Annotated in this window: 23 protein-coding genes; 7 read left to right on the top strand and 16 right to left on the bottom strand. The window is 72.5% G+C overall.

Annotated elements, in window-relative coordinates; genetic code table 11:
* Window positions 1–2: 2 nt before the first annotated feature.
* Entirely contained in the window at window positions 3–1439 is a 1437-nt protein-coding gene (locus ACFY8U_RS22930; protein ID WP_389572961.1) for a PepSY-associated TM helix domain-containing protein, read from the top strand.
* Here the strand turns inward: ACFY8U_RS22930 and ACFY8U_RS22925 are convergent, their stop codons facing one another.
* The 4 genes from ACFY8U_RS22925 to ACFY8U_RS22910 all read right to left on the bottom strand — a co-directional run bounded on the left by ACFY8U_RS22925 (window position 1440) and on the right by ACFY8U_RS22910 (window position 6101).
* Window positions 1440–1979, bottom strand: a complete 540-nt coding sequence (locus tag ACFY8U_RS22925) for a winged helix-turn-helix domain-containing protein (RefSeq protein WP_389572959.1) — start codon at window positions 1977–1979, stop codon at window positions 1440–1442. It lies immediately after the preceding gene.
* 359 nt (window positions 1980–2338) lie between these two features.
* Window positions 2339–3370 (bottom strand): glutamine synthetase, encoded by a 1032-nt coding sequence (gene glnII, locus ACFY8U_RS22920; RefSeq protein WP_389572955.1) that lies wholly within the window; start codon window positions 3368–3370, stop codon window positions 2339–2341.
* A 137-nt stretch (window positions 3371–3507) separates the two neighbouring features.
* Complete coding sequence (locus ACFY8U_RS22915) at window positions 3508–4677, bottom strand: hypothetical protein (protein ID WP_389572953.1); 1170 nt, start codon at window positions 4675–4677, stop codon at window positions 3508–3510.
* Window positions 4674–6101 (bottom strand): hypothetical protein, encoded by a 1428-nt coding sequence (locus ACFY8U_RS22910; RefSeq protein WP_389572950.1) that lies wholly within the window; start codon window positions 6099–6101, stop codon window positions 4674–4676. Before ACFY8U_RS22910 ends, ACFY8U_RS22915 begins: the two co-directional genes overlap by 4 nt.
* A 191-nt stretch (window positions 6102–6292) precedes the next feature.
* On the opposite strand from ACFY8U_RS22910, the gene ACFY8U_RS22905 reads away from it, so the two are divergent.
* Window positions 6293–7213: a Gfo/Idh/MocA family protein gene (locus tag ACFY8U_RS22905; RefSeq protein WP_389572948.1), complete on the top strand. Its 921-nt coding sequence runs from the start codon at window positions 6293–6295 to the stop codon at window positions 7211–7213.
* A gap of 12 nt (window positions 7214–7225) precedes the next feature.
* Here ACFY8U_RS22905 and ACFY8U_RS22900 read toward each other — a convergent pair whose 3' ends face one another.
* The 3 genes from ACFY8U_RS22900 to ACFY8U_RS22890 form a co-directional block, all read right to left on the bottom strand.
* Window positions 7226–7900 carry a hypothetical protein gene (locus ACFY8U_RS22900; protein ID WP_389572945.1) on the bottom strand — a complete coding sequence of 225 codons (675 nt, stop codon included), beginning with the start codon at window positions 7898–7900 and terminating at the stop codon, window positions 7226–7228.
* Between the two features lie 116 nt (window positions 7901–8016).
* Entirely contained in the window at window positions 8017–9402 is a 1386-nt protein-coding gene (locus tag ACFY8U_RS22895; protein WP_389572942.1) for a Mucin-2, read from the bottom strand.
* Window positions 9403–9495: 93 nt separating this feature from the next.
* Window positions 9496–9855, bottom strand: a complete 360-nt coding sequence (locus ACFY8U_RS22890) for an arsenate reductase family protein (protein ID WP_389572939.1) — start codon at window positions 9853–9855, stop codon at window positions 9496–9498.
* Window positions 9856–10014: 159 nt separating this feature from the next.
* On the opposite strand from ACFY8U_RS22890, the gene ACFY8U_RS22885 reads away from it, so the two are divergent.
* Window positions 10015–10278, top strand: a complete 264-nt coding sequence (locus tag ACFY8U_RS22885; RefSeq protein WP_361433559.1) for a hypothetical protein — start codon at window positions 10015–10017, stop codon at window positions 10276–10278.
* Between the two features lie 131 nt (window positions 10279–10409).
* Here the strand turns inward: ACFY8U_RS22885 and glnA are convergent, their stop codons facing one another.
* Window positions 10410–11819 (bottom strand): type I glutamate--ammonia ligase, encoded by a 1410-nt coding sequence (gene glnA, locus ACFY8U_RS22880; RefSeq protein WP_361433289.1) that lies wholly within the window; start codon window positions 11817–11819, stop codon window positions 10410–10412.
* Window positions 11820–12040: 221 nt separating this feature from the next.
* Here glnA and ACFY8U_RS22875 point away from each other — a divergent pair, with 221 nt between their 5' ends.
* Window positions 12041–12508 (top strand): RDD family protein, encoded by a 468-nt coding sequence (locus ACFY8U_RS22875; RefSeq protein WP_361593353.1) that lies wholly within the window; start codon window positions 12041–12043, stop codon window positions 12506–12508.
* Between the two features lie 116 nt (window positions 12509–12624).
* Here the strand turns inward: ACFY8U_RS22875 and ACFY8U_RS22870 are convergent, their stop codons facing one another.
* The 4 genes from ACFY8U_RS22870 to lipB form a co-directional block, all read right to left on the bottom strand.
* The gene (locus tag ACFY8U_RS22870) at window positions 12625–13329 is read right to left on the bottom strand and encodes a DUF4191 domain-containing protein (RefSeq protein ID WP_361593351.1); all 705 of its coding nucleotides are present in this window, start codon (window positions 13327–13329) and stop codon (window positions 12625–12627) included.
* A gap of 10 nt (window positions 13330–13339) precedes the next feature.
* Window positions 13340–13552 carry a hypothetical protein gene (locus tag ACFY8U_RS22865; RefSeq protein WP_361433281.1) on the bottom strand — a complete coding sequence of 71 codons (213 nt, stop codon included), beginning with the start codon at window positions 13550–13552 and terminating at the stop codon, window positions 13340–13342.
* 317 nt (window positions 13553–13869) lie between these two features.
* Window positions 13870–14838 (bottom strand): lipoyl synthase, encoded by a 969-nt coding sequence (gene lipA, locus ACFY8U_RS22860; RefSeq protein ID WP_361433279.1) that lies wholly within the window; start codon window positions 14836–14838, stop codon window positions 13870–13872.
* 118 nt (window positions 14839–14956) lie between these two features.
* Window positions 14957–15766, bottom strand: coding sequence for a lipoyl(octanoyl) transferase LipB (gene lipB / locus ACFY8U_RS22855; protein ID WP_389572936.1), 810 nt, complete (start codon window positions 15764–15766; stop codon window positions 14957–14959).
* A gap of 298 nt (window positions 15767–16064) precedes the next feature.
* Here lipB and ACFY8U_RS22850 point away from each other — a divergent pair, with 298 nt between their 5' ends.
* Window positions 16065–17543 (top strand): regulator, encoded by a 1479-nt coding sequence (locus ACFY8U_RS22850; RefSeq protein ID WP_389572933.1) that lies wholly within the window; start codon window positions 16065–16067, stop codon window positions 17541–17543.
* Between the two features lie 84 nt (window positions 17544–17627).
* Here the strand turns inward: ACFY8U_RS22850 and ACFY8U_RS22845 are convergent, their stop codons facing one another.
* Together ACFY8U_RS22845 and ACFY8U_RS22840 are read right to left on the bottom strand one after the other, a co-directional pair.
* Window positions 17628–18983, bottom strand: coding sequence for an NAD(P)/FAD-dependent oxidoreductase (locus tag ACFY8U_RS22845; RefSeq protein WP_389572931.1), 1356 nt, complete (start codon window positions 18981–18983; stop codon window positions 17628–17630).
* 164 nt (window positions 18984–19147) lie between these two features.
* On the bottom strand, window positions 19148–20044 hold the full coding sequence (locus ACFY8U_RS22840) for a TIGR01777 family oxidoreductase (protein WP_389572928.1): 897 nt from the start codon (window positions 20042–20044) through the stop codon (window positions 19148–19150).
* Window positions 20045–20091: 47 nt separating this feature from the next.
* On the opposite strand from ACFY8U_RS22840, the gene ACFY8U_RS22835 reads away from it, so the two are divergent.
* A complete protein-coding gene (locus tag ACFY8U_RS22835; protein WP_361754444.1) occupies window positions 20092–20592 on the top strand; it encodes a GNAT family N-acetyltransferase in 501 nt (166 codons plus the stop codon).
* On the opposite strand, the gene ACFY8U_RS22830 is transcribed toward ACFY8U_RS22835, so the two are convergent.
* Window positions 20589–21302, bottom strand: a complete 714-nt coding sequence (locus ACFY8U_RS22830; protein WP_389572925.1) for a TetR/AcrR family transcriptional regulator — start codon at window positions 21300–21302, stop codon at window positions 20589–20591. The genes ACFY8U_RS22835 and ACFY8U_RS22830 overlap by 4 nt on opposite strands.
* Window positions 21303–21391: 89 nt before the next feature.
* Between ACFY8U_RS22830 and ACFY8U_RS22825 the strand changes: the two genes are divergently transcribed.
* Window positions 21392–22177 carry an SDR family NAD(P)-dependent oxidoreductase gene (locus tag ACFY8U_RS22825; RefSeq protein ID WP_389572922.1) on the top strand — a complete coding sequence of 262 codons (786 nt, stop codon included), beginning with the start codon at window positions 21392–21394 and terminating at the stop codon, window positions 22175–22177.
* Window positions 22178–22289: 112 nt separating this feature from the next.
* Here the strand turns inward: ACFY8U_RS22825 and ACFY8U_RS22820 are convergent, their stop codons facing one another.
* The gene (locus ACFY8U_RS22820; protein ID WP_389573277.1) at window positions 22290–22808 is read right to left on the bottom strand and encodes a DUF4240 domain-containing protein; all 519 of its coding nucleotides are present in this window, start codon (window positions 22806–22808) and stop codon (window positions 22290–22292) included.
* Window positions 22809–22896: the final 88 nt, after the last annotated feature.

Below are 22896 nucleotides of genomic sequence, written 5' to 3'. Positions count from 1 at the left end.
TCATGACCATCGACGATCCCGCACGCCCGGACACGGCGGAAGCGCCCACCACTCCCGACAGAACCAGCGGGAGCGGCGACGCGAAGGGGACCTGGAGCGCCCTGCGCCCCCTCGTCCTGCGCCTGCACTTCTACGCCGGCGTCCTCATCGCCCCCTTCCTGCTGATCGCCGCCGCGAGCGGCCTGCTCTACGCGCTCTCCTTCCAGGCCGAGAAGGTCGTCTACGCGCACGAGCTGAAAGTCCCCGTCGGGGACAAGGTCCTGCCGCTCTCGCAGCAGGTCCACGCCGCCACCAAGGTGAACCCCAACGGCACCGTCACCGCCGTCTGGCCCTCCTCCGAGGACGGCGCCACCACCCGCGTCCTCATGGCCGACCCGGACGTCGAGGAAGGCACCTCCCTCGCCGTCTTCGTCGACCCGTACACCGCCGAGGTACGGGGCCAGCTCCCCAGCTACGGCAGCTCCGGCGCGCTTCCGCTGCGCACCTGGATCGACGGACTCCACCGCGATCTGCACCTGGGCGACCTCGGCCGCAACTACAGCGAGCTGGCCGCCAGCTGGCTGTGGGTGATAGCCCTCGGCGGACTGCTCCTCTGGATCGGCCGCCGCAGGAAGAACCGCCGCGCCCTCTTCGTCCCCGAGCGCGGCCCGAAGTCCCGCCGCCGCACCCTGTCCTGGCACGGCACGGTCGGCCTGTGGGCGGTGGCCGGTCTGGTCATGCTCTCCGCCACCGGTCTGACCTGGTCGCGGTACGCCGGTGAGAACATCGGCGCGGTCCAAGACCAGCTCGGCGGCGCCACCCCGACCGTCTCCGCCACCCTCGAAGGTGCCGCCGCCGGCGGCTCGTCGGAGCACGCGGGCCACGGCGCCGGCCACGAGGCCCCGGCCGCGAAGGGCCCGGACGTCGGCATCGACGCGGTGGTCGAGGCGGCCCGCGCGAAGGGTGTCGAGGGCAAGGTGTCCGTCGTCCTGCCCGCCGAGGGCACGGGCTATGTCGTCAAGGAGACCGACGCGCAGTTCCCGGTCCACCTGGACTCGGTGGCGGTGAACCCGGCCGACGGCACGGTCATGGACGAGCTCCGCTTCGCCGACTACCCGGTGCTCGCCCAGCTGACCCGCTTCGGCATCGACATGCACATGGGCGTGACCTTCGGCCTGGTCAACCAGCTGGCGCTCGCCGCCCTCGCCCTCGCGCTCGTCCTGCTGATCGTCTGGGGCTACCGGATGTGGTGGCTGCGCCGCCCCGGGCGTCCGGTGGCGCGAGGCACGTGGCGGAGGATCCCGCCGACGATGCTGCTGCCGCTGCTCGCGGCGACGGCGGTCGTGGGCTGGTTCGTCCCTATGCTCGGACTCAGCCTGGTGGCGTTCCTGCTCGTGGACCTCGCCCTCTCCCTGGTGGCCAGGGTACGGGCGAGGTCCCAGGGGTCCCGGACGGCCTGATCAGGGCGTGTACTTGTAGCCGACCCGCCGCACGGTCTGGATCGTGTGGCGGTGCTCGGCGCCCAGCTTGCGGCGCAGCCGCGCCACATGCACGTCGACCGTCCGCCCGTCGCCCACATGCCCGTACCCCCACACCGTCGTGACCAACTGGTCGCGGGTGTGGACCCGGTGAGGGTGGGCGACGAGATGGGCGAGCAGCTCGAACTCGAGGTACGTGAGATCGAGCGGCTGCCCGTCCACGACCGCGATCCGCCGGTCGCCGTCGATCACCACGGGCCCCTGCACCTCGGCCACGGGGCCGGGTGCGGGTGTGGGCTGCTGCTGGTCGACGGGGACCAGCACGAGGTACCCGACCATCGGCGGCCGCCCGGGCAATGTGGGCAGGGCGTGCGGCGGCGCGGGCAGCAGCGTGGCACCGGGCGGCAGGAAGTCCGCGACCCGCGCGAGGTCGACGACCTCGTCGGGATCGACGGCCCGAAGGCGGGGCCGAGGTGGACGGACGGCGGTCAGGGACGCGGTACCGGTCTGGGTGTGGGCCATGAAAGCTCAGCTCTTTCGCGCGAGTCGGAGACGTACGACGTCGTTCGCGCATCGGCCGAAGGCCGCGGGACCGGTCTCGTACCGGTCGGGGCTTTAGAGGGCCGATGCGTTCTTCACGCGCCGACAGCACCGGTCGAAGTCATGGTGCTGCCGGGAAGGCCAGAACGGCTCGAGGTCGAGTCGACCTGTCGCGAATCCGTTCCGAGTGAGAGCCATATCCCTAGTGCACTACTCGGGAATACGGGGGACGACCCCCTGTCCACGTCACCCTCGGTCCATGCTCCCGCGCCCCGGGGGAGCAACGCCGAAGGGGCGCCCGCCGGTTGTCGGCGGGCGCCCCTTCGGGGAAAACGGGCGGATCAGACCTGGCCGGCCTTCTCCAGGGCCTCGCAGCAGGTGTCCACCAGGAGGCGGGTCACCGTGTACGGGTCCACGTTCGCGTTCGGGCGGCGGTCCTCGATGTAGCCCTTCTGGTCCTGCTCGACCTGCCACGGGATACGGACCGAGGCGCCGCGGTCGGAGACGCCGTAGGAGTACTGGTCCCACGGGGCGGTCTCGTGCAGACCCGTCAGGCGGTCGTCGATGCCGGCGCCGTAGTTCTTGACGTGGTCGAGCGGCTTCGAACCCTCGCCCAGGGACTCGCACGCGGTGATGATCGCGTCGTAGCCCTCACGCATCGCCTTCGTCGAGAAGTTGGTGTGCGCGCCCGCGCCGTTCCAGTCACCCTTCACCGGCTTCGGGTCCAGCGTCGCCGAGACCTTGAAGTCCTCGGCCGTGCGGTAGAGCAGCCAGCGCGCCACCCACAGCTGGTCCGCGACCTCCAGCGGCGCCAGCGGGCCGACCTGGAACTCCCACTGGCCCGGCATGACCTCGGCGTTGATGCCGGAGATGCCCAGACCCGCCTTCAGGCAGTTCTCCAGGTGCGCCTCGACGATGTCACGGCCGAAGATCTCGTCGGCGCCGACACCGCAGTAGTAGCCACCCTGCGGGGCCGGGAAGCCGCCGACGGGGAAGCCGAGCGGACGCTCGCCGTCGAAGAAGGTGTACTCCTGCTCGATGCCGAAGATCGGCTCCTGGGCGGCGTACTTCGCGTAGACCTCGGCCAGCGCGGCACGCGTGTTGGACTCGTGCGGCGTCATATCCGTGTTGAGGACCTCGCACATCACGAGGATGTCGGCACCGCCGCGGATCGGGTCCGGGCAGACGAAGACCGGCTTGAGGACACGGTCCGAGGCGTGGCCCTTGGCCTGGTTCGTGCTGGATCCGTCGAAGCCCCAGATCGGCAGCTCCTCCAGGGTGGCGCCCGTGCCCGGCAGAATCTTCGTCTTGGAGCGAAGCTTGGCGGTCGGCTCGGTGCCGTCGATCCAGATGTACTCAGCCTTGAAGGTCACGGGGCCTCATCCTTTGGCGTGCTGCTGCGGGGTTCTTGCTGCGGCTCGCGACGCTGCGAGAGCTGCGTGATGTGTCTGCGCGCAGCTTCGCAACACGGGATTTCCCGCCCGTTGCCCGTTTGTGAACCCCGTGTTACTCAGCCTTCCCGGTCTTCGCGGAGTCGCCGTGCGACGACGTGGGCGTCGAGCAGGGCGCCGAGGCCGGCCGTCTCGATCCGCCGGACGAGTTCGGCGTACGTCGTGCCCAACGCCTCGGCCGTGCGGCCCAGGTGCCAGTCGGCGTCCGCGAGGCGCCGGAGGAGATGGCCCCGTCTGATCTGGCCCTCGGAGAGACGGAAGGTCTTCAGATAGAGCGTCCGGCCCTTGCGGTCGGCGATCAGCTCGCCGATGTGCTGTTCCTCACCCGACCGCCGGAACGGCGGGAGGAATCGGTACAGATCATAGGAATCCATCCGATATACCCGCTCGAAGGCGTACGACGTCTCCAGCAGATCCCGCGCCATCAGCCCGTCGTGCGCCTCCGCCCAGGACCGCTCCTGCGCCCGGGCCGCCGCCCGCAGATCCGCGAGCGTACGGACGGGGCCCGACTCGTCCCGGATGCGCGCCGCGAACTCCGGCACCGGGGCGCCGTAGTACGCGTACTGGTGGATCAGCTCCCCGTACAGGTCCTCGACCAGGGTGGGGTGGAGGGCGCGGTAGTCCTCCGGGTGGGGGACCACGAAGGCGGCGGCCAGGGAGTCGGAGACGTACAGCATGAGGCCGCACTGCCCCGGGTGGATCTCGAAGATCCGCAGCGCCTCCGCCATCCCCGGGACGCTCCACCCCGCGTACGCCGCCTCGGCGCGCGGCGACAGACCCCGGCGTACCGCCTGCTGGGACCACTCGTCCCAGACGACGGACGGGCCGCCGAAATGGAGCGCCAGATAACCCTCCAGGGCGAGGTGGAGAGGGAGGAAGCGGAGCCGCTTCTCCGCCCGTCCGTTCGTGTGCCGGCGCTTGGCGAGCCGGTGGTGGCGGCGCACGGGAACGGCGTCCGGCACCGCACCGCCGGCCGAGTCGTCCCCGAGTCGGGTGCCGTAGGCCGCCGACTCCCGCTCGTCGCCCGACCAGTCCGCGACGAAGCCGTGCGGGATGTACGAGGTGTAGGTCGTACGGTCCCCGAGGTCGACCGAGCCTCCACCCCCGTACACCTCACGGTGCAGCCGCAGCCCCTCCACCGGCTCGGCCCTGACGAGCGGTACGAGCCTGACACCGCCCCACACCTGGGCCGGCCGGACCTCCAGACCGGTCAGATCGATCCGGGTCATCGCGGCTCCCCCTTCAGAAACAGCTCCACCCTGCGGTCCAGATAGGCCAGAAGCTCCGCGAGCCCCGTCCGCCCCTCGGCGAACTGCGCGATCTCCACCAGCGCCGCCAGATCCTCCGCGTCCCTGATCCCGGCGGTCGGCACGCTCGGCGCGAGCCGGCGCACGTCGAAACCGTCCGCGTCGTATACGGGGTTCACATGAACGGCGCTCGTCCGCCGCTCCGGGTCGAGCCGGGTCCGCCAGACGCGCAGCACCTCGCCCGCGAGGCCGGGCGGCGCGTTGTCCCAGCCGTCCGAGACGATCACCAGCCGGTCGGGTGCGGGGCCCTCCAGGGCGTCCAGGATCCGGGTCCCGAGCGGGGTCGGTCCCCACGGCCGTACGAGCACCGGATCGGTGCCGCCCGAGGTCCAGTGCGCCGTGTACGCCCCCGGTGCGGCGAGCGCGCCGAGGAGGAAGTGGCAGCCGAGGGCGACCGCCAGCGGGCGGCGCCGCTTCACGGCCGAACCGGACGCGGAGTAGCTGTCGTCGAGGACCGCCGCGACCCGGCCCCAGGTCCCGGCGTACGGTCCCGCGACGCGGCGCGCGGCCGCCCGCAGGGCTGCTGTCAGCTCGACGCGACGCTCCACCCTCTCCCCGAAGGGGAGGGAGAGGACGTAGAGCGCGAGGCGGGTCAGCGGCATCACGGCCAGATCGCTCGCCCGCTCCGTCCGCAGCCGCTCCAGGCGGGTCATCCGGGGCGCGATCCGCTCAAGGAACACCGCCCGGGGTATACCGTGCCGCGCGGCGAACCCCTCGGCGACGGTGAACGGCAGCTCGTACAGCGCGCCCTGCTCGTGGTGGGCGCGGCGGTGGGCGTCCAGGAACGCGTGCTCGTAGCGGACCCGGCGGCCGGGAGAGAAGAGGAAGTCGCCCGATTCGGCGGCCGCGTCCGGGAAGGCGAGATGGCTGTGCCGGGCGGCGGTCTTCAGGCCGGCGCGGTACTTGACGGCGTCGTGCCCGAGGTCGCCGCGGCCGGCGAGCCAGTCGTGGACGATCGCGCGCGTGCGGCGGTTGTTGACCCTGGCCGCGCGCAGGGCGCGGAACAGCCGGTAGACCCGCTGCGGGGGCATCCGTGCGAGCCGCGCGGCGATCAGCTGCCCCTCGCCCCGCTTCTCGCCCGTCCCACCGGCCTCGTCGGCGGTCCGCAGCAGCTGCTCGACGATGATCGCCGCGTTGTGGTCGTTGATGTCGAGCGCGAGCGCGGCGGCGTACACGGGCCGGTAGTTGACCCGGACGTACTCGTGCAGAAACGTGAGGGAGAGCCGCTGCTCCCCGGCGGACGAGCGGAACTCCCGCTGGCCGGTGGCGGTGACGGCCGCGTTGACGAAGAGCAGGACGTCCTCGGCGGCGATGAGGTCGGAGATCGTCTCCGTCGGCGTCGTCATGGGTTCCCTCGCAGTGGCATGGGTGCCGGCCGGGGAATGGGGGCGCGAACAGCGAAAACGTTGCTTCAGAGGCAGGTCCCGGAAGTCGCACCGGAGTCCCGCGGCCGGCGGACGCAACGTAACACCGGGGGAGGGGAGGTCCGCCAGTCGATTTGGGGCCCCGTGTCGGTGGTGACCGGCAGACTGGGTGCATGACGACGCACCTGGGCGCGAAGCCCCGTATCGGACTCCTCGGCACCGGCCCCTGGGCCGAGCGGACCCACGCGCCCGCGCTCGCCGCGCACGACGGCGTCGAGTTCGCCGGGGTGTGGGGCCGACGGCCCGAGGCGGCCGCCGGGCTGGCCGCCTCCTTCGGCACGACCGCGTACGACGATGTCGACGCCCTCCTGGAGGTGAGCGACGCCGTCGCGTTCGCCCTGCCCCCGGACGTCCAGGCCCCGCTCGCGGTCCGGGCCGCGGCCGCCGGCTGCCATCTGCTCCTGGACAAGCCCGTGGCCACGACATCCGCTGCGGCGCGTGAGGTTGCCGAGGCGGCCGAGAAGTCCGGTGTCGCGTCCGTCGTCTTCTGCACGCTCCGCTTCGCGGAGCCCACGGCGCGCTGGATCGACGAACAGGCCGCCGCGAGCGGCTGGTTCCTGGGCGAGGCGCACTGGCTGGGCTCGCTCTACGGCCCGGGGTCCCGGAGCGCGTACGCGGCCTCGCCGTGGCGGCGCGAGAAGGGCGGCCTGTGGGACGTCGGCCCGCACGTGCTCTCCGTGTACCTCCCGGTGCTCGGCGACGTCACCGACGTGACGGCGGTACGGGGCCCCGCGGACACGCACCACCTCGTCCTGCGTCACACCTCGGGCGCGAGCAGCACGGCGACGCTGACGCTCTCCGCGCCGCCGGAGGCGGCGGAGGCCGCGCTCTCGCTGCACGGCGAGCGGGGCCGGGCGGTCCTGCCGGCGTGGGACGGCGCGGCGGACGCCTTCGGCCAGGCGGTCGACGCGCTCCTGGAGTCGGCCCGCACGGGCGTGCCGCACGCGTGCGACGCCCGCTTCGGCGCACGGATCACGGAGATCCTCACCCTCGCGGAGCAGGCGGCGGGCCCGGGGGAAGGGCCCGCCGCCTGAGGCGGGGCGGCCTCAGCCCACGCGCTCGATACGGGCCTTCCGGATCAGGAACTTGCCGGGTTCGCGGACCTGCTCGAAGGCCGCGTCGTTGAGCAGGACGCAGCTGCCGGAGGTGGAGGTGACCTCGACGGTGGTCGACTTGGCGTTGTCGAGGTTGGTCACCTTGAGGCGCGTGCCGAGCGGGAACTGGTTGCTGGACGCGGCCGGGGCGCCGGCCTCGCCGGAGAGCGTGACGGTCGAACCGGCGCAGACCACATCCCCGGAGCCGCCCGCTCCGTCGCCGCCGCCCGCAGGCGGAGCGGGCTCGGCGGGCTGAGCAGGCGGGGCCGGCTGCGCCTGGGGTGGTGCCGGTTGCGTGGCCGGGGCGGCGGGGGCGGCGGGGGCGGCGGGGGCGGCGGGGGCGGCCGCCCCGGTATCACCCCCGCACCCCGAAGCCGCCTGCTGGAGCCGGATCTGGGCGATCACCGCTTCCCGGTTGGCGATCCGCGCCTGCGACTGGGCGTCCGGGTTGGCGCGCTGGTCCGCGATGAACCGCTCGTTGTTCGCGAGCGCCGTGGTCAGTCCGTCGCAGGCCACGGACGCCTGACTCGTGCCGGTCAGCACCACCGCCGTCCCCCCGGCGAGGACGAGGGCACCAGCGACCAGTGCGATCTTCTTCTTCCGGCCGAGCGTTTTCCTGCGTGACACGTGAGGCTCCGTTCGTTTCCTGTCGGTTCCTGTGGCGTCAGATACGGGAAGCGCGCCGGTTCTGCTCAACGCTCAGCCGGTTCTGCTCGACGCGCAGCCGGGTACGCCCCGCCGGCTCAGCCGGGTACGCCCGCCCGGTCCAGGACCGCGGCCATCTCGGCCTCCGGGAGCGCGGGGTTGGCACCGGCGCTGGAGGCCAGTTCACGGACGTGGAGCGCCTCCAGGAGCCGGGGGAGCGGAAGGCGAGGGTCGCGGGCCGCCGCCTGGCCCGTCCAGACCGCGGAGTCATGGCTGAGCCGTTCGATCAGCGCGGGCGTGGCGGCCGGGTCCCGGACGGCCAGCCGGCGGTAGTTCCCGTCGGGGTGGTCCGCGAAGCGCGCGGCGAGGCCCTCGCGGGGGAAGCGGGGGTGCGTCTCCGCCATCCAGGCGGAGAACGTCCCGCCGAGCCGCGCGAACACCCGCATCAGGACCTCCTCCGGGGTGTCGGGGTGGTGGATGCCCAGAAGGTTCTCCACGATCGGGTCCTCGTCACGTGCCAGAAGGTCCAGGAGATCGGGCGGCAGATGGGGGCTCGCAGCGGCGGCGCGGCGGAGCAGCGCGTGGGCCGAGGTCGCGGCGCGGCGCAGCACGTCGGGGTCGGCGAGCCCGTCCCGTACCCAGTCCACGGTGCTCCGGTCGAACTCGCCCACCGTGAAGTCGATCGCCATGCGCCGTGCTTCGGTCAGTTCCGGCCTGAGCGAGACCGCGAACCGCACGTCCGCGTCGGGATCGACGGCCAGCCGCTCCACGAGGTCGGCGGGCAGCGACGGGTTCTCGGCGAGGGAGGCGAGGTGCGTGCGCTCGCCTACGCACCGTTCGGCGTCGGCGCGGTCGAGGAGCCCGCGCCGCAGCGCCTCGGCGGCGGCCTTCGGATCGGCGAGGAGGCCGGCGGTGAGGCGGGCGTCGTGGGGGCACTCGCGCAGTGCGGCGGCGCGGCGCACCTCGGGATCGGGGTCGGCCGTCAGCGCCGACCGCTCGCCCGGCGGCAGGGCGCCCCAGGCGCTCACCGCGAGACGGCGCGCCGCGGGATCGTGGTGCGTGGCCAGGGAGGCCACGAAGGACGGTGCCAGACGCGGCGATTCCAGGAGGGCCGCCCGTACGGAGGGTTCGGGGTCGTCGAGCAGCCGGGCGCACACGGCGTCCGGCAGCGGCGCGACGGTCGTACGGGGATGCCGTTCGGGTCCGTACGCGAGGGCGGCCCGCACCTTGGGCGAGGGGTCGTCCACGAGCCGCGCCCGCTGCGCCGGCTCCGCCCGGGGGCTGATCGCGAGGTCGATCCGGGCGTGCGGGTCCGGGTGCGCCAGGACGGCCGCGACGGCCGCCTCGGGAAGCCCGGCCCGGTCGAGGACGCAGGACGGGCCGTCGGCATTGCCGTAGAAGGCGATCAGGCGCAGCAGCAACGGTGTCGGCAGCGCCGGATTGCGGGCGACTCCGTCCAGCGCGGATGCGTGGTACGCGACCATGTCTTCCCTACCCCCGTGTGGTGCCCGGCTCGTCCGCGGCCATGATCTCCCGTACGCCCGACGGGTCGCCGTGAGGGGGCCGGCGCCGGGACGTCAGCGGGACATGGCGTCCCGCACGGCCTCCTCGGTCCGCCCCACCACCGCCGTGCCGTCCTCCGCGGTGATGATCGGCCGCTGGATCAGCTTGGGGTGCGCGGCGAGCGCCTCCACCCACCGGTCCCGGTTCGTCTCGTCCCGGGGCCAGTCCTTCAGCTCCAGCTCCTTGGCGACGGCCTCCCCGGTCCGCGTGATGTCCCACGGCTCAAGGCCGAGGCGCTCCAGGACGGCCCGGATCTCGTCGGGACTCGGCACGTCCTCCAGGTAGCGGCGCACGGTGTACTCGGCGCCCTCCGCGTCGAGCAGACTGATCGCGCTCCGGCACTTGGAACAGGCGGGATTGATCCAGATCTCCATGCGCCCCACGGTACCCCCTCGGCCTCTGCCCACCACCCCCCAAACCCGCTCTGGCCAGGGGCGATTGTCAGTGGGGGGCAGTAAAATCGTGGGTGAAGGTGAGGGTCCCGGGGAGGGCCCGCACCACCGTTCGTCAGGAGGTCGCCCGTGGCCGTAGCCATGATCCGGAAGCCGTCCCTCGAACCCTGGAAGCCCCTCCAGAAGCAGCCGCTCCCCGCGGGCCGCCCCCGCGAGTGGTACATCACGCACAACCGCCGCCTGAAGGCCATGCGGCTCGCGATCGTCCTCCTCGACGCGGGTGTGCACGACCCCGCGAAGGCCGGCAACGCGAAGATACGCACCACGGCCGAGCTTCTCGGCATCCACCCGCCCTCGGACACCACCTGTCACATGGTCCGCGCGCTGATCCGCTACGGCCGCTGACCCCGACCCACCGCACACACGGCTCCCGAACAGAAGGCGAGGGCCGCCACCCCCGATTCCGGGGTGGCGGCCCTCGCCGTCGTCCAGTCGTCCAGTCGGTCGGCCGTTCGGCCGGGCGACCTGTCCGCGATCTAGAGGTCGAAGTACAGCTCGAACTCGTGCGGGTGCGGACGCAGCTGGATCGGGGCGATCTCGTGCGTGCGCTTGTAGTCGATCCAGGTCTCGATCAGGTCGGAGGTGAAGACACCGCCCGCCTGCAGGTACTCGTTGTCCGCCTCGAGGGCGTCCAGGACCGCCGGGAGGGAGGTCGGGACCTGCTGGACGTTCGCGTGCTCCTCGGGAGCCAGCTCGTACAGGTCCTTGTCGATCGGCTCGGCCGGCTCGATCTTGTTCTTGATGCCGTCGAGGCCCGCGAGCAGCAGCGCCGAGAAGGCGAGGTACGGGTTCGAGGACGGGTCGGGCGCGCGGAACTCGACGCGCTTGGCCTTCGGGTTCGAGCCCGTGATCGGGATACGCATGGCGGCGGAGCGGTTGCGCTGCGAGTAGACCATGTTGACCGGGGCCTCGAAGCCGGGGACCAGGCGGTGGTACGAGTTCACCGTCGGGTTGGTGAAGGCCAGCAGCGACGGGGCGTGCTTCAGGATGCCGCCGATGTAGTAGCGGGCGGTGTCCGACAGGCCCGCGTAGCCCTGCTCGTCGTAGAAGAGCGGGTCGCCGTTGGACCAGAGCGACTGGTGGACGTGCATGCCCGAGCCGTTGTCGCCGAAGATCGGCTTCGGCATGAAGGTCGCGGTCTTGCCGTTGCGCCAGGCGACGTTCTTCACGATGTACTTGAAGAGCATCAGGTCGTCGGCCGCGGCCAGCAGCGTGTTGAACTTGTAGTTGATCTCGGCCTGGCCGGCGGTGCCGACCTCGTGGTGCTGGCGCTCGACCTGGAGGCCGACGTTCTCCAGCTCCAGGGAGATCTCCGCGCGCAGGTCGGCGAAGTGGTCGACCGGCGGGGCCGGGAAGTAGCCGCCCTTGTAGCGGACCTTGTAACCGCGGTTGTCCTCGATCGCGCCCGTGTTCCAGGCGCCGGCCTCGGAGTCGATGTGGTAGAAGCCCTCGTTGGCGGTGGTGTTGAAGCGCACCGAGTCGAAGACGTAGAACTCGGCCTCGGGGCCGAAGTACGCGGTGTCGGCGATGCCGGTGGAGGCGAGGTACGCCTCGGCCTTCTTCGCGATGTTGCGCGGGTCACGGCTGTACTGCTCGCCCGTGATCGGGTCGTGGATGAAGAAGTTGATGTTCAGCGTCTTGTCGCGGCGGAACGGGTCCAGGCGGGCCGTCGACAGGTCGGCGCGCAGTGCCATGTCGGACTCGTGGATGGCCTGGAAGCCGCGGATCGACGAACCGTCGAAGGCCAGCTCGTCGGCCGGGTCGAACGCCGTCGCCGGGATCGTGAAGTGCTGCATCACTCCCGGAAGGTCACAGAAACGGACGTCGACCATCTTGACGTCGTTGTCCTTGATGAACTTCTTGGCCTCGTCGGCGTTCTGGAACATCCAACTCCTCCTACTCCCGGCCCGGGGAGGGGCGGGGTTGCAGCTCGGTCGTGCGGCCAGTGCGGGGGCACACGCTGGACCCGACCATAGGCAGACGGGATTTCTCAAGCATGACCCATTTGTTTCACCCAAGTTAACCGGGCCGGGTGTCGCCCCGCTTCCCGACGCTCCTCGGCGACCCGGGCCGAAGTGATCAAAAACGGGCGCAGTACCGTTGTCGCGTGGACAACAGGCAAGCACTCGGATCATGGCTGTCCGGCCCCCGCGCGGCGGCCGAGGACGCAGGTGTCGACTTCGGTTACCGCGGTCAGCAGCTCGGGCTCCCCGAGGAGGGACCGGGTTCGATCGCCCGCCCCGGCCGCCGGATCGGCGCTCTCGCCGTGGACTGGGCACTGTGCATGGTGATCGCATACGGCCTCGTCACCGACGGCTACAGCCAGGCGACCGGGAACTGGGCGCTGCTCATCCTGCTCGTCGTGAGCGTCCTGACGGTCGGAACCATCGGCTCCACCCCCGGCAAGCGGATCTTCGGCCTCCGGGTCGCCTCGGTGAACGGCGGCCGGCTCGGCTTCCTCCGGGTCGTGGTCCGCAGCCTCCTCGTCTGCCTCGCCATCCCGGCCCTCATCTGGGACCGCGACGGCCGCGGCCTCCACGACCGCCTCTCCGGCGCCGTGCAGGTCCGGATCTGATCCCCGGAGCGGGACGGACACCACGCACGACGGACACCACGCACGACGAAGGGGCGCCCCCGAACCGATCGGTTCGGGGGCGCCCCTTCGTCGTGGAGGAGATCCTCGGTCGGAGGTCAGCGCATCTTTCCGCCGCGCGGCATCCGCATGCCCTTCGGCATGGGGCCCTTCGGCAGCGGCATGTTGCTCATCAGGTCGCCCATGGCCCGCAGCCGGTCGTTGGCCGCCGTCACCTGCGGGCCGGAGAGGACCCGCGGCAGCTTCAGCATGGTCGTGCGGACCTTCTTCAGCGGCACCTGGCCCTCGCCGTTGCCGACGACGATGTCGGTCACCGGCACGTCGACGACGATCCGGGCCATCCTCTTCTTCTCCGCCGCCAGCAGCGACTTCAGACTGTTCGGATTGCCCTCGCCGACCAGCACGATGCCCGCCCGGCCGACCGCGCGGTGCACGACGTCCCGGTTCTTGTTCATCGCGATCGCCGGGGTCGTCGTCCAGCCGCGCCCGATGTTGTCCAGCACCGCCGCCGCCGCGCCCGGCTGGCCCTCCATCTGACCGAAGGCCGCGCGCTCGGCGCGTCGTCCGAAGACGATCGCCATCGCGAGCAGCGCCAGGATGAAGCCCAGAATGCCCAGGTAGACCGGGTGCCCGATCAGGAAGCCGATCGCGAGGAGGACACCGAGTACGACGATGCCCACGCCCGCGACGACAAGCCCGACCTTGGGGTCAGCCTTTCGGGTCATCTTGTACGTGAGGGCGATCTGCTTCAGTCGCCCCTGGTTCGCAGCGTCACCGCTGCCCGTGTTTGCCTTCCTCGCCATGTCCTGAAGTTTACGTGGCCCGGGAAGCGCGGCCAGCCACGGCCTCCATCACATGCTGGGCCTCGACCCGGTCCTTGGCCCGGCGGCGGTCCTCCAGGACCGAGGTCCAGGCGTTCCGGCGGGCCGTCCGCTGCCCGCCGGCGAGCAGGAGCGACTCGACGGCCCTCAGGGCGTCGGTGACGGACGGGATGGCGGTGGCACGGACGTGTGTCGCGGCCTGCATGGCGGGGGTCCTCCCTCAAGCGTGGATGAGACGAGGTGGGGGGTGGAGCGAGTGCGGCGCTCACGACGGTGTGGCGGTGAGTGAAGCCAGGCTCACAGACTGGTGTTACCAGTGCGTGACCCGGTGGTCAAACACTGATGAAACGTTGATGCGGCCATCTGCACGCACCCGGAAACGTCGACGCGACCCGTACGGCCCCCTGACCTGCGGGGGCGCACGGGCCGCGCCGATTCGGCCACTACCGGCCGGTAACTGCTTGTGCGTGAATTCACACGCCGATCACGGGCTGACGATCACGCGCCGGTTCTCGCGGTGATTCACACGGCCTGGGTCGCGTTGTCGACCGCGCCGCGCTTCTCGATCGCCTGCTGGTACAGCCGGCCCGCGCGGTAGGAGGAGCGGACCAGCGGGCCCGACATCACGCCGGAGAAGCCGATCTCGTCGGCCTCCTCCTTCAGCTCGACGAACTCCTGCGGCTTCACCCAGCGCTCCACCGGGTGGTGCCGGACGGAGGGGCGCAGGTACTGCGTGATCGTGATGAGCTCGCAACCCGCCGCGTGCAGCTGCTGGAGCGCCTCGCTGATCTCCTCGCGGGTCTCGCCCATGCCGAGGATCAGGTTCGACTTCGTGATGAGACCGTAGTCACGGGCCTGGGTGATGACGTCCAGCGAGCGCTCGTACCGGAAGCCGGGGCGGATCCGCTTGAAGATCCGCGGCACCGTCTCGACGTTGTGCGCGAAGACCTCGGGGCGGGAGGCGAAGACCTCCGCCAGGAGCTCGGGCACCGCGTTGAAGTCGGGGGCGAGCAGCTCGACCTTCGTACGGCCGTCGGCGCGGCCCGCCGTCTGCTCGTGGATCTGGCGCACGGTCTCCGCGTACAGCCAGGCGCCGCCGTCCTCCAGGTCGTCGCGCGCGACGCCGGTGATGGTGGCGTAGTTCAGGTCCATCGTGACGACCGACTCACCGACGCGGCGGGGCTCGTCACGGTCCAGCGCCTCGGGCTTGCCCGTGTCGATCTGGCAGAAGTCGCAGCGCCGCGTGCACTGGTCACCGCCGATGAGGAAGGTGGCCTCGCGGTCCTCCCAGCATTCGAAGATGTTGGGACAGCCCGCCTCCTGGCAGACCGTGTGCAGACCCTCGCTCTTCACGAGACCCTGCATCTTCGTGTACTCGGGACCCATCTTCGCCCGGGTCTTGATCCACTCGGGCTTGCGCTCGATGGGGGTCTGGGCGTTACGGACCTCAAGGCGCAGCATCTTGCGTCCGTCGGGTGCGACTGCGGACACGACCGGCTCCCTGTAGCTTCGATTCTTCGGCGCACACCAGGGTACGCCCGTTGTTCGTACGGTTTTGTTTACGCCTGGGCAACCTGTGGCCAGAGCCCGGCATTCCCCACGCGGTTCCCTACGCGGAGGTGGCGGCCGTCTCCCGTTCGACCACGCGCGGCTTGAGCTCCGCGTTCTCCAGGACGGCGCGCAGGTGCTTCTCGACCACCGGCAGTACCTCCTCGATCGTGATGTCCCGGCCGAGCTCGCCCGCGAGCGAGGCCACGCCCGCGTCCCGGATCCCGCAGGGGATGATCCGGTCGAACCAGACGTTGTCCGGGTTCACGTTCAGGGCGAAGCCGTGCATCGTGACGCCCTTCGCGACCCGGATGCCGATCGCGGCCAGCTTGCGGTCCTCGCGGCGCTGGCCGGCGTTGGACGGGGCGTACTCCGGGCCGTTGAGCCGCGGATCGAACTCCGGGTCGGTCAGCCTCGGGTCGAAGTCCAGCGAGAGCCCGCCGAGCGACGGACGCTGCTCCACCGGGTCGCCGAGCACCCACACACCGCTGCGGCCCTCGATCCGGGTGGTCTCCACGCCGAACTCGGCGGCCGTACGGATCAGCGCCTCCTCCAGGCGGCGGACGTGCGCGACGACGTCGACCGGACGGGGCAGCTTCATGATCGGGTAGCCGACGAGCTGGCCCGGGCCGTGCCAGGTGATCTTTCCGCCGCGGTCCACGTCCACGACCGGGGTCCCGTCCAGCGGGCGCTCGCTCTCCTCCGTGCGCCGGCCCGCCGTGTACACGGGCGGGTGCTCCAGGAGCAGACAGGTGTCGGAGATCTCGTCGGCGAACCGGGCGGCGTGCACCTCGCGCTGCTTGTCCCAGGCCGCCTGGTACTCGACGGCGTCGTCGCCGAAGCCCAGACGGACGAATCGCAGCTCACTCACGGCAGTGCCTCCTCCTGGGTGCCGGGGCCGGGTTCCGGGGATCGTCCCGGGGCCGGCTCGGCACCATGCGTCATTCGCGCCCATGCCACTGTACGGCGGCGCCACGGATACCGGTCCGGCAGGTGCTGGGGCCCGGAGCGGGGGCTTCCCGTCAGCGGCAACCCCAATCCTCACACGATCGGATGAATGTGGGGCGAAGGAGGCGGTATAGGCCGTGAGGGCCGCTAAATTCACGCCGTTCCATGAGGGTCCACACGGGCTTCCACCCGGGCCCGGAAGGCAGGAGACCGCACAGCTGATGACGGAACGACCCCCGCAGCGCATCCCGAACCGCCGGCTCGCCGCGCTCATCGCCGAGGCCGGATTCTCCAACGCGGGCCTGGCGAGACGGGTGGACCAGCTCGGCCTGGAGCACGGACTCGACCTGCGGTACGACAAGACCTCCGTGACCCGCTGGCTGCGCGGTCAGCAGCCGCGCGGCACCACGCCCGCCCTGATCGCCGAGGTCTTCACCCGGCGCCTGGGCCGCCGCCTCTCCGCGCAGGACCTCGGTCTGGACGCCTGCGCCCCCGTGTACGCGGGTCTGGAGTTCGCGGCGACGCCCGAGGAGGCCGTCGACATCGTCAGCGGGCTGTGGCGGAAGGACTCCGGCAGCCACGCGGAGCTCCGCAAGATCGCCTTCACACCGGCGGGGCTCGTCGTCCCCAGCCGCGACTGGCTGATCGGCCGGGCCGACGACCGGGTGGCGCGGAGCGAGAGTTCGGCGCCGAACGGGCGGCTCGGCCCGGACGGCCGGCTCGCGCAGGACCCTCGTGTGCCGCCCCAGGGCCGGCTCTCGGTGCCCCGGCAGCGCGGCACGGACCGGGGGCCCGGGCAGCGGGTCTCCAGCGGCGACATCGCCGCGCTGCGCTCGGTCGGCGAGCTCTTCCGCACCCTCGACCACGCCTACGGCGGCGGCCACGCCCGCCAGGCCCTCGTGCGCTACCTGGAGCACGAGGCCGAGCCGATGCTGCGCGGCACGTACGGGGAGAGCGTCGGCCGCCGCCTGTTCGCCGCGGCGGCCGATCTGACGAGACTGGCGGGCTGGACCTCGTACGACATCGCGGCGCACGGACTCGCCCAGCGGTACTTCGTCCAGGCGCTGCGGCTCGCGCAGGCGGCGGGGGACCGGGCCTACGGCTCGTACGTCCTGATCACCATGAGCCGGCAGGCCGTCTACCTCGGCCACGGGCGCGAGGCCGTGCAGCTGGCCCGGGTCGCCCAGCAGGGCGTCGGCTCGGCGGCGCCCCCGGTCGTCCAGGCGCTGCTGCACTCCGTCGAGGCACGCGGGCACGGGGTGCTCGGTGAGGCCCGGGCGTGCGGCGCGGCGCTGGCCCGGGCCGAGCGGGCGCTCGAAGCGGCCAGACCCGGTGACGACGTGCCGTACTGGGCGCGCCCCTTCGACGAGGCCCAGCTCGCGGACGAGTTCGGGCACTGCCACCGCGACCTCCAGCAGTACCGGGCCGCGGCTCAGCACGCCGAACGCTCCCTCCAGCTCCGCGCCCCGGGCTTCGCGCGCAGCCGCCTCTTCTGCCGGGTGGTCCTCGCATCGGCCCGCCTCGGTCTCGGCGAACTCGACCAGGCGTGCGCCCTGGGCGCGGAAGCGGCGCAGCAGGCCTCCGAGATGCGCTCGGCGCGCGCGCTCGAGTACGTCCGCGACTTCGAACGCCGCCTGGAGCCCTACCGCGACGCGGCCGCGGTCCGTACCTACCGCGACCGCGTGGCGGCGATCGGCTGACGCCCGGGCGGCCCGCGCGCCCTTCCCTCCTGCCGGCCCTGCGCGGCCGGCCCGCGCTTCCGTCCTCCCGCTCGGCTCCCGTCTCTACGCCGCCGCCTCCGCCGGTGCGCTGTGCGGCACGCGGACGCCCAGGTCCGTGAGGAGCGCGTGCGCAGCGCGATGGGCAGAGGTCAGGGCCCCCTGAGGGGTGGACGTGTCGCGGTGGTCGCCGCAGACGTAGAGCCCGGCGAGCAGCCGGACCGGGCGGCGGGGGTCGTGCGGCGGCGGCATCGCGGGGATCGCCTCGGGGGTGTGGTGGAGCGCGAGGAGTTCCCATTCGTCCGTCGACGTCCCGTACAGGGTCGCGAGGTGCTTGCGGACCCGGCGCTCCGCGTCGTCGGGCGGGGTGCCCAGGATCGTCGAGGTGACCAGGGTCCGGCCCGCCGGCGCCCGCGTGGGGTCGACGGCGCTCATGACGGCCGTGTGCGCGACCGGGCCGCCCGGGTCGGACTCCAGAACCAGGACCGGGTCGGCCGCGGGCGCCTCGGGGGCGGTGTGGTGCAGCACGGTGACCGCGTGGAAGGCGGGCACGCGCAGCCCCGGCAGCAGCTCCGCCGCCGTGCAGGCGCCCGTCGCCAGCAGGACCGAGCGGCAGCCGAACACCCCGTGCTCGGCCGTCTCGACCCGGTTGATCGCGACATCCGTGACCCGGACCCCGGTCCGCACCGTCCCCGGCGGCAGCGCCGCCGCGAGCAGCTCGGGCAGCGAGCCGGACCCGCCCTCGGGGACACAGAGCCGCCCCCGCGCGAACGCGCGCAGCGCCAGGTCGGCGTAGCGGCTGGAGGTGGCCAGGTCGGGGTCGCCGAGCAGGGCCGCGACCAGGGGCCGTAGGACGCCCTGGACCGTACGGGCCGGCAGCCGGGACGTCAGGGCCTCACGGGCGGTCCGCTCCGGCCGGGCCAGCAGACGCTGCGCCGGCGTCGCCGCGAGCCGTGCCAGCGAGGCCCCCAGCCGCGCCTGGTCCAGCGAGGCGGCCGGATTCCGGGGGGCGCTCGCGAGGGCGCGCGCCACCGTGAAAGCTCCCCCTACGCGCCGGGGCGTGTGGGGCGACCCCCGCCCGACGCGCCAGGGCGCCTGCGGGAACGGTTCGCCGACCCGGGCGTACCGACCGTCGCTGTGCACCAGGGCCCCCGGCGCGAACGGTCGCAGCGCCACCCCTTCAAGGCCCCGGGTATGGAGCAGTTCGGCGTACGAGGTCGTGAGCAGCGGCCCGACCCGGTCGAGCCGGAAGCCGTCGACCTCGTCGGTGACCATCCGGCCGCCGACGCGCGGCCCGGCCTCCAGGACCGTGACCCCGAGCCCGGCGCTGGTCAGCCGGTGGGCGGCCGCGAGCCCCGCGATCCCGGCCCCGACAATGACGACGTCCGTGGCGACATCCGTGTGGCGTGCGGTACTGAGCACGTGCCCCTCCCCAGGTCGGCGCGGCTGGTGGGAGGCCTATGCCCCCAACCGGCCCCCGGAATGCCCGCATTCGCATTCAGGGCATGCCAGCCTGGGGCCTCGTCCGGGCCCGCGCCAGCGGCGCGCGCGGGGGTGCACGCAGCACGGGGTCGCACCGCGTGGCGTCAGGCCGCCGCCCGGATCGACTCGTCGATCGTCGGGAACGCGAAATCGAACCCCGACTCCAACAGACGGCCCGGCAGCACCCGCTGACTGCCCAGCACATCGACCGCGAATCCCCCGAGCGCCAGGCGCAGCGCCGGCGCCGGGACCGTGAGGAGCGTCGGGCGGCGCAGCACCCGGCCCATCGCCGCCGTCACCTCCCGGTTGGTGACCGGCTCGGGGGCCGTCAGGTTCACCGGACCCGCGAGGGAGTCCGTGTCGATCAGATGCCGCAGGGCGGCCACCTCGTCGTGCAGCGAGATGAAGCTCCAGTACTGCCGGCCGTCGCCGATCCGCCCGCCGACCCCGGCGCGGAAGAGCGGGAAGAGCCGCCCCCACGCCCCGCCCTCGGCGGCCACCACGAGGCCCGTGCGGGCGTACACGACCCGGATGCCGGCCTCCTCGGCGGGGGCCGCAGCCGCCTCCCACTCCACACAGACCGAGGGCAGGAAGCCCTCGCCCGCGGGCGCGCTCTCGTCCACCGCGCGCGAGCCCGTGTCGCCGTAGTAGCCCAGCGCCGTGCCGCACACCAGGACCTTCGGCGGGTCGGCCAGCGAGGCGAGGGCCTCGGCGATCGCGCGCGTGCCGAGGACGCGGCTGTCGCGGATCTCCTTCTTGTACGCGTCGGTCCAGCGGCGCTCGCCGACGCCCGCGCCCGCCAGGTGCACGACCGCGTCGACACCGACGAGTCCCGCCGCGTCCACGTACAGGCGTGCCGGGTCCCACTCGATCTCGTCCGCGGTCCTGGCGGGCCGTCGCACCAGGCGGGAGACGTGGTGGCCGTCGGCGCGCAGGGAGCGCACCAGGGCCGTGCCGATGAGTCCGGAGGCGCCGGTGACGGCGATACGCGAGCGTTGCATGGGGACCATCCTGCACTCCCGGGTCCGCACGTGGCACAGTGGCGGACATGATCGCGCCGGAGACGCACATACGACAGGCCCTCGCGGCCGACGGGGACGCCCTGGCGGAGCTGGACCGGGCCACCTGGTCGCCGCTGCACGCGGTGCTGCCTCCGCCGGAACCCCCGTACGAGCCGTTCTTCGACGACCGGCACCGGCCCGAGGACTATCTGGTCGCGCAGCGGGGACCGGAGGTCGTCGGATATCTGCGGCTCGTGCCGCCCACCCCGCTCGCCTGCAACGCGCACGTCCGCCAGATCCAGGGCCTCGCCGTCGCGGAGAGCGCCCGTGGTCTGGGCGTCGCCCGTGCGCTGCTGCGGGCCGCCTTCGAGGAGACCCGGCGCCAGGGCTGCACACGGATCACCCTGCGCGTCCTCGGCCACAACAAGCCCGCCCGCGCGCTCTACGCGTCCGAGGGCTTCGCGGTGGAGGGCGTCCTGCCCGGCGAGTTCTTCCTGGGCGGCGCGTACGTCGACGACGTCCTGATGGGCCGCTCGGTCGCGTCCTAGGGGGTGTCCGCGGCCCGTCCTCCCGAGGCGTCCGCGTCCGCGGCTTCGCGGGGTGTCAACGACCGCATCCCGCCCATCAGTTCACGCAGGCAGCGGACCGCCAGCTCGGCCGGCGCGCCCTTCCCGCGGACCGGTGCGTCCGTCTCCGCCCAGGCCTCCAGGGCGACCCGGATCGCGTCCGTGGCCGCCGCGGCCGCGAGCCGCACCTCCAGGGGGTCGGCGCCGGGACCGGCCAGCTGCGCCACCACGGCGAGCAGCTTCTCCTCCGACTCCTGGTTGACCCGGTACCAGACGGCCCGCAGCGCAGGGTCCTCGGCGGCCGCCCGCAGCAGCCCGCGCGTCCAGCGCAGCCCTTCGGCCGCCTCCTCGTCGGCGGCCGCGAGCGCCTCCGAGATCGACCGTTCCAGAGCGGCCGGCACCGTCGAACCCGGCTCCGCCGCGGACAGCGACTCGCGCCAGCGGTCCGCGCCGCCGGCGAGGAGCGGGGCGACGGCGTCCTGCTTGGAGCGGAAGTACCGGTAGAAGGTGCGCAGCGCGACCCCGGCGCGCAGGGCGATGTCCTCGGCCGTGGTGCCGTCCGGGCCGCGCTCGGTGAAGAGCTCGGCGGCGGCGCGCGCGATGTCGAGCTGGGTGGCCGCCTTGCGGCGCTCCGTGAGGGAGGGGGATCTGGTGCTCACCGTACGAAGGGTACGCCCGCCCCTGCCGACCATGCATTTCATGCAGCTATGGCAAAACGTGCCACCTGGGCGTACGGTGTCCGTGCATCGGGAGGAACCGTCGTCGAAGGGTCGGACAGGACATGAACCGCTACGAAGGACGCCGCGCACTGGTCACGGGTGGCGGCTCCGGCATCGGCCAGGCCACCGTGCTGCGCATGCTCGCCGAGGGCGGCCGCGTCGTCGCCGCCGACATCAGCGAGGACGGCCTCAAGGACACGGTCGCCAAGGCCGGCGCCGACGCCGACCGGCTGACCACCCTCGTCGTGGACATCGCCGACGAGACCTCGGTACGTGCCGGTGTCACCGCCGCCGTCGAGGCGCTGGGCGGCCTGGACGTGCTGGTCAACGCGGCGGGGATCCTGCGCTCCTCGCACACCCACGAGACGACCCTCGACGCCTTCGAACAGGTCGTCCGGATCAACCTGACCGGTACCTTCCTGGTGATCCGCGAGGCGATACCGGCCCTCCTGGAGGGCAACGGCTCCGCCGTCGTGAACTTCTCCTCCACCTCGGCGATGTTCGCCCACCCGTACATGGCCGCCTACGCGGCCAGCAAGGGCGGCATCCAGTCCATGACTCACGCGCTCGCCGCCGAGTACGCCAAGCAGGGCATCCGCTTCACCGCCGTCCAGCCCGGCTCCATCTCCTCCGGCATGACCGACGGCTCCGGCGTCAGCCGCCGGTCCACCGGCCCCGGCCTGCCCGAGGACACCGACTGGTCCCTGTTCGCCAAGCTCGCCCCGGCCATCGGCGAGGGCTTCGCCGGCCCCGAGACGGTGGCCGGTGTCGTCGCGATGCTCGCCTCCGAGGACGGGAGGTTCATCACCGGCACCGAGGTCCGCATCGACGGCGGGACCCATTTCTGACGACCGCCCGTGCGCGGACGCGCTCCACGGTCGGACAGGGACCGGTACGGACCCGGGGGAGGGACGGCCCCCGGTCCGTACCTCTTCCTCCGTACGGGTCGAGGCGCGGAGACTAGGAGCCGAAGCGCTCCCACAGCCGGGGGAAGCGCTCCGCGAGCCCCGTGTCGTCCTCCAGGTCGAAGGCGACACCCTCCGGCTCCGCCGGCTGGGGCGGAATCCCCAGGTCCGGTGCCTCCGCGCCGGTGAGCTGCTCGTACGCCTCGTCGGCGGCGAACCCCAGCTCCTCGCCGTCCCCGTCGATCTCCTCGTCGAACTCGTCGAGCAGCTCGGCGAGCGCGTCCGGTTCGTGCACCGCGCCCTCGAAGACCTCCCGGCCCTGGCCGATCAGCCAGCAGCGGAAGTAGTCGAAGGCGTCGTCACCCGCCCCGCCGAGCAGCACCGCCGCCGCGCCCCACAGGTCCCAGCGGTACGCGCGGTTGTAGCGGGCCTCGAAATGGCGGGCGAAGTCGAGCACGGAGTCGGGGTCGAGCTGCAGCAGCCGCTCGACGAGCAGGTCGGCGTGTTCCTCGGGGTCGCCCTCGGCGGCCTCGCGGGTGGAGTCGATGATCTCCCAGAACTCCGTCTCGTCCATCACGGACCAAGCATCGACCTTGGGGGAGGGCGACGCACCCGGAAACAGCCAAAATCAAACCGGACAGAAGGTGTCGTACTTTCCTGTC

Source organism: Streptomyces sp. NPDC012508, assembly GCF_042902595.1.
In the GTDB taxonomy this organism is placed as follows: domain Bacteria; phylum Actinomycetota; class Actinomycetes; order Streptomycetales; family Streptomycetaceae; genus Streptomyces.
Note: the sequence above shows the minus strand (reverse complement) of the source record. Positions and strands in the feature narration are given on the sequence as shown.

Coding starts and splice junctions, on each gene's coding strand:
- ACFY8U_RS22910 (WP_389572950.1), bottom strand. CDS start 6,101: ATGACGACGCCGACGGAGACGATCTCCGACCTCATCGCCGCCGAGGAC.
- ACFY8U_RS22890 (WP_389572939.1), bottom strand. CDS start 9,855: ATGGAGATCTGGATCAATCCCGCCTGTTCCAAGTGCCGGAGCGCGATC.
- ACFY8U_RS22870 (WP_361593351.1), bottom strand. CDS start 13,329: ATGGCGAGGAAGGCAAACACGGGCAGCGGTGACGCTGCGAACCAGGGG.
- ACFY8U_RS22885 (WP_361433559.1), top strand. CDS start 10,015: ATGATCCGGAAGCCGTCCCTCGAACCCTGGAAGCCCCTCCAGAAGCAG.
- ACFY8U_RS22840 (WP_389572928.1), bottom strand. CDS start 20,044: ATGCAACGCTCGCGTATCGCCGTCACCGGCGCCTCCGGACTCATCGGC.
- ACFY8U_RS22820 (WP_389573277.1), bottom strand. CDS start 22,808: ATGGACGAGACGGAGTTCTGGGAGATCATCGACTCCACCCGCGAGGCC.
- ACFY8U_RS22830 (WP_389572925.1), bottom strand. CDS start 21,302: ATGGTCGGCAGGGGCGGGCGTACCCTTCGTACGGTGAGCACCAGATCC.
- glnA (WP_361433289.1), bottom strand. CDS start 11,819: ATGTTCCAGAACGCCGACGAGGCCAAGAAGTTCATCAAGGACAACGAC.
- ACFY8U_RS22930 (WP_389572961.1), top strand. CDS start 3: ATGACCATCGACGATCCCGCACGCCCGGACACGGCGGAAGCGCCCACC.
- ACFY8U_RS22825 (WP_389572922.1), top strand. CDS start 21,392: ATGAACCGCTACGAAGGACGCCGCGCACTGGTCACGGGTGGCGGCTCC.
- ACFY8U_RS22865 (WP_361433281.1), bottom strand. CDS start 13,552: ATGCAGGCCGCGACACACGTCCGTGCCACCGCCATCCCGTCCGTCACC.
- ACFY8U_RS22895 (WP_389572942.1), bottom strand. CDS start 9,402: ATGGTCGCGTACCACGCATCCGCGCTGGACGGAGTCGCCCGCAATCCG.
- ACFY8U_RS22850 (WP_389572933.1), top strand. CDS start 16,065: ATGACGGAACGACCCCCGCAGCGCATCCCGAACCGCCGGCTCGCCGCG.
- ACFY8U_RS22925 (WP_389572959.1), bottom strand. CDS start 1,979: ATGGCCCACACCCAGACCGGTACCGCGTCCCTGACCGCCGTCCGTCCA.
- ACFY8U_RS22835 (WP_361754444.1), top strand. CDS start 20,092: ATGATCGCGCCGGAGACGCACATACGACAGGCCCTCGCGGCCGACGGG.
- ACFY8U_RS22915 (WP_389572953.1), bottom strand. CDS start 4,677: ATGACCCGGATCGATCTGACCGGTCTGGAGGTCCGGCCGGCCCAGGTG.
- ACFY8U_RS22905 (WP_389572948.1), top strand. CDS start 6,293: ATGACGACGCACCTGGGCGCGAAGCCCCGTATCGGACTCCTCGGCACC.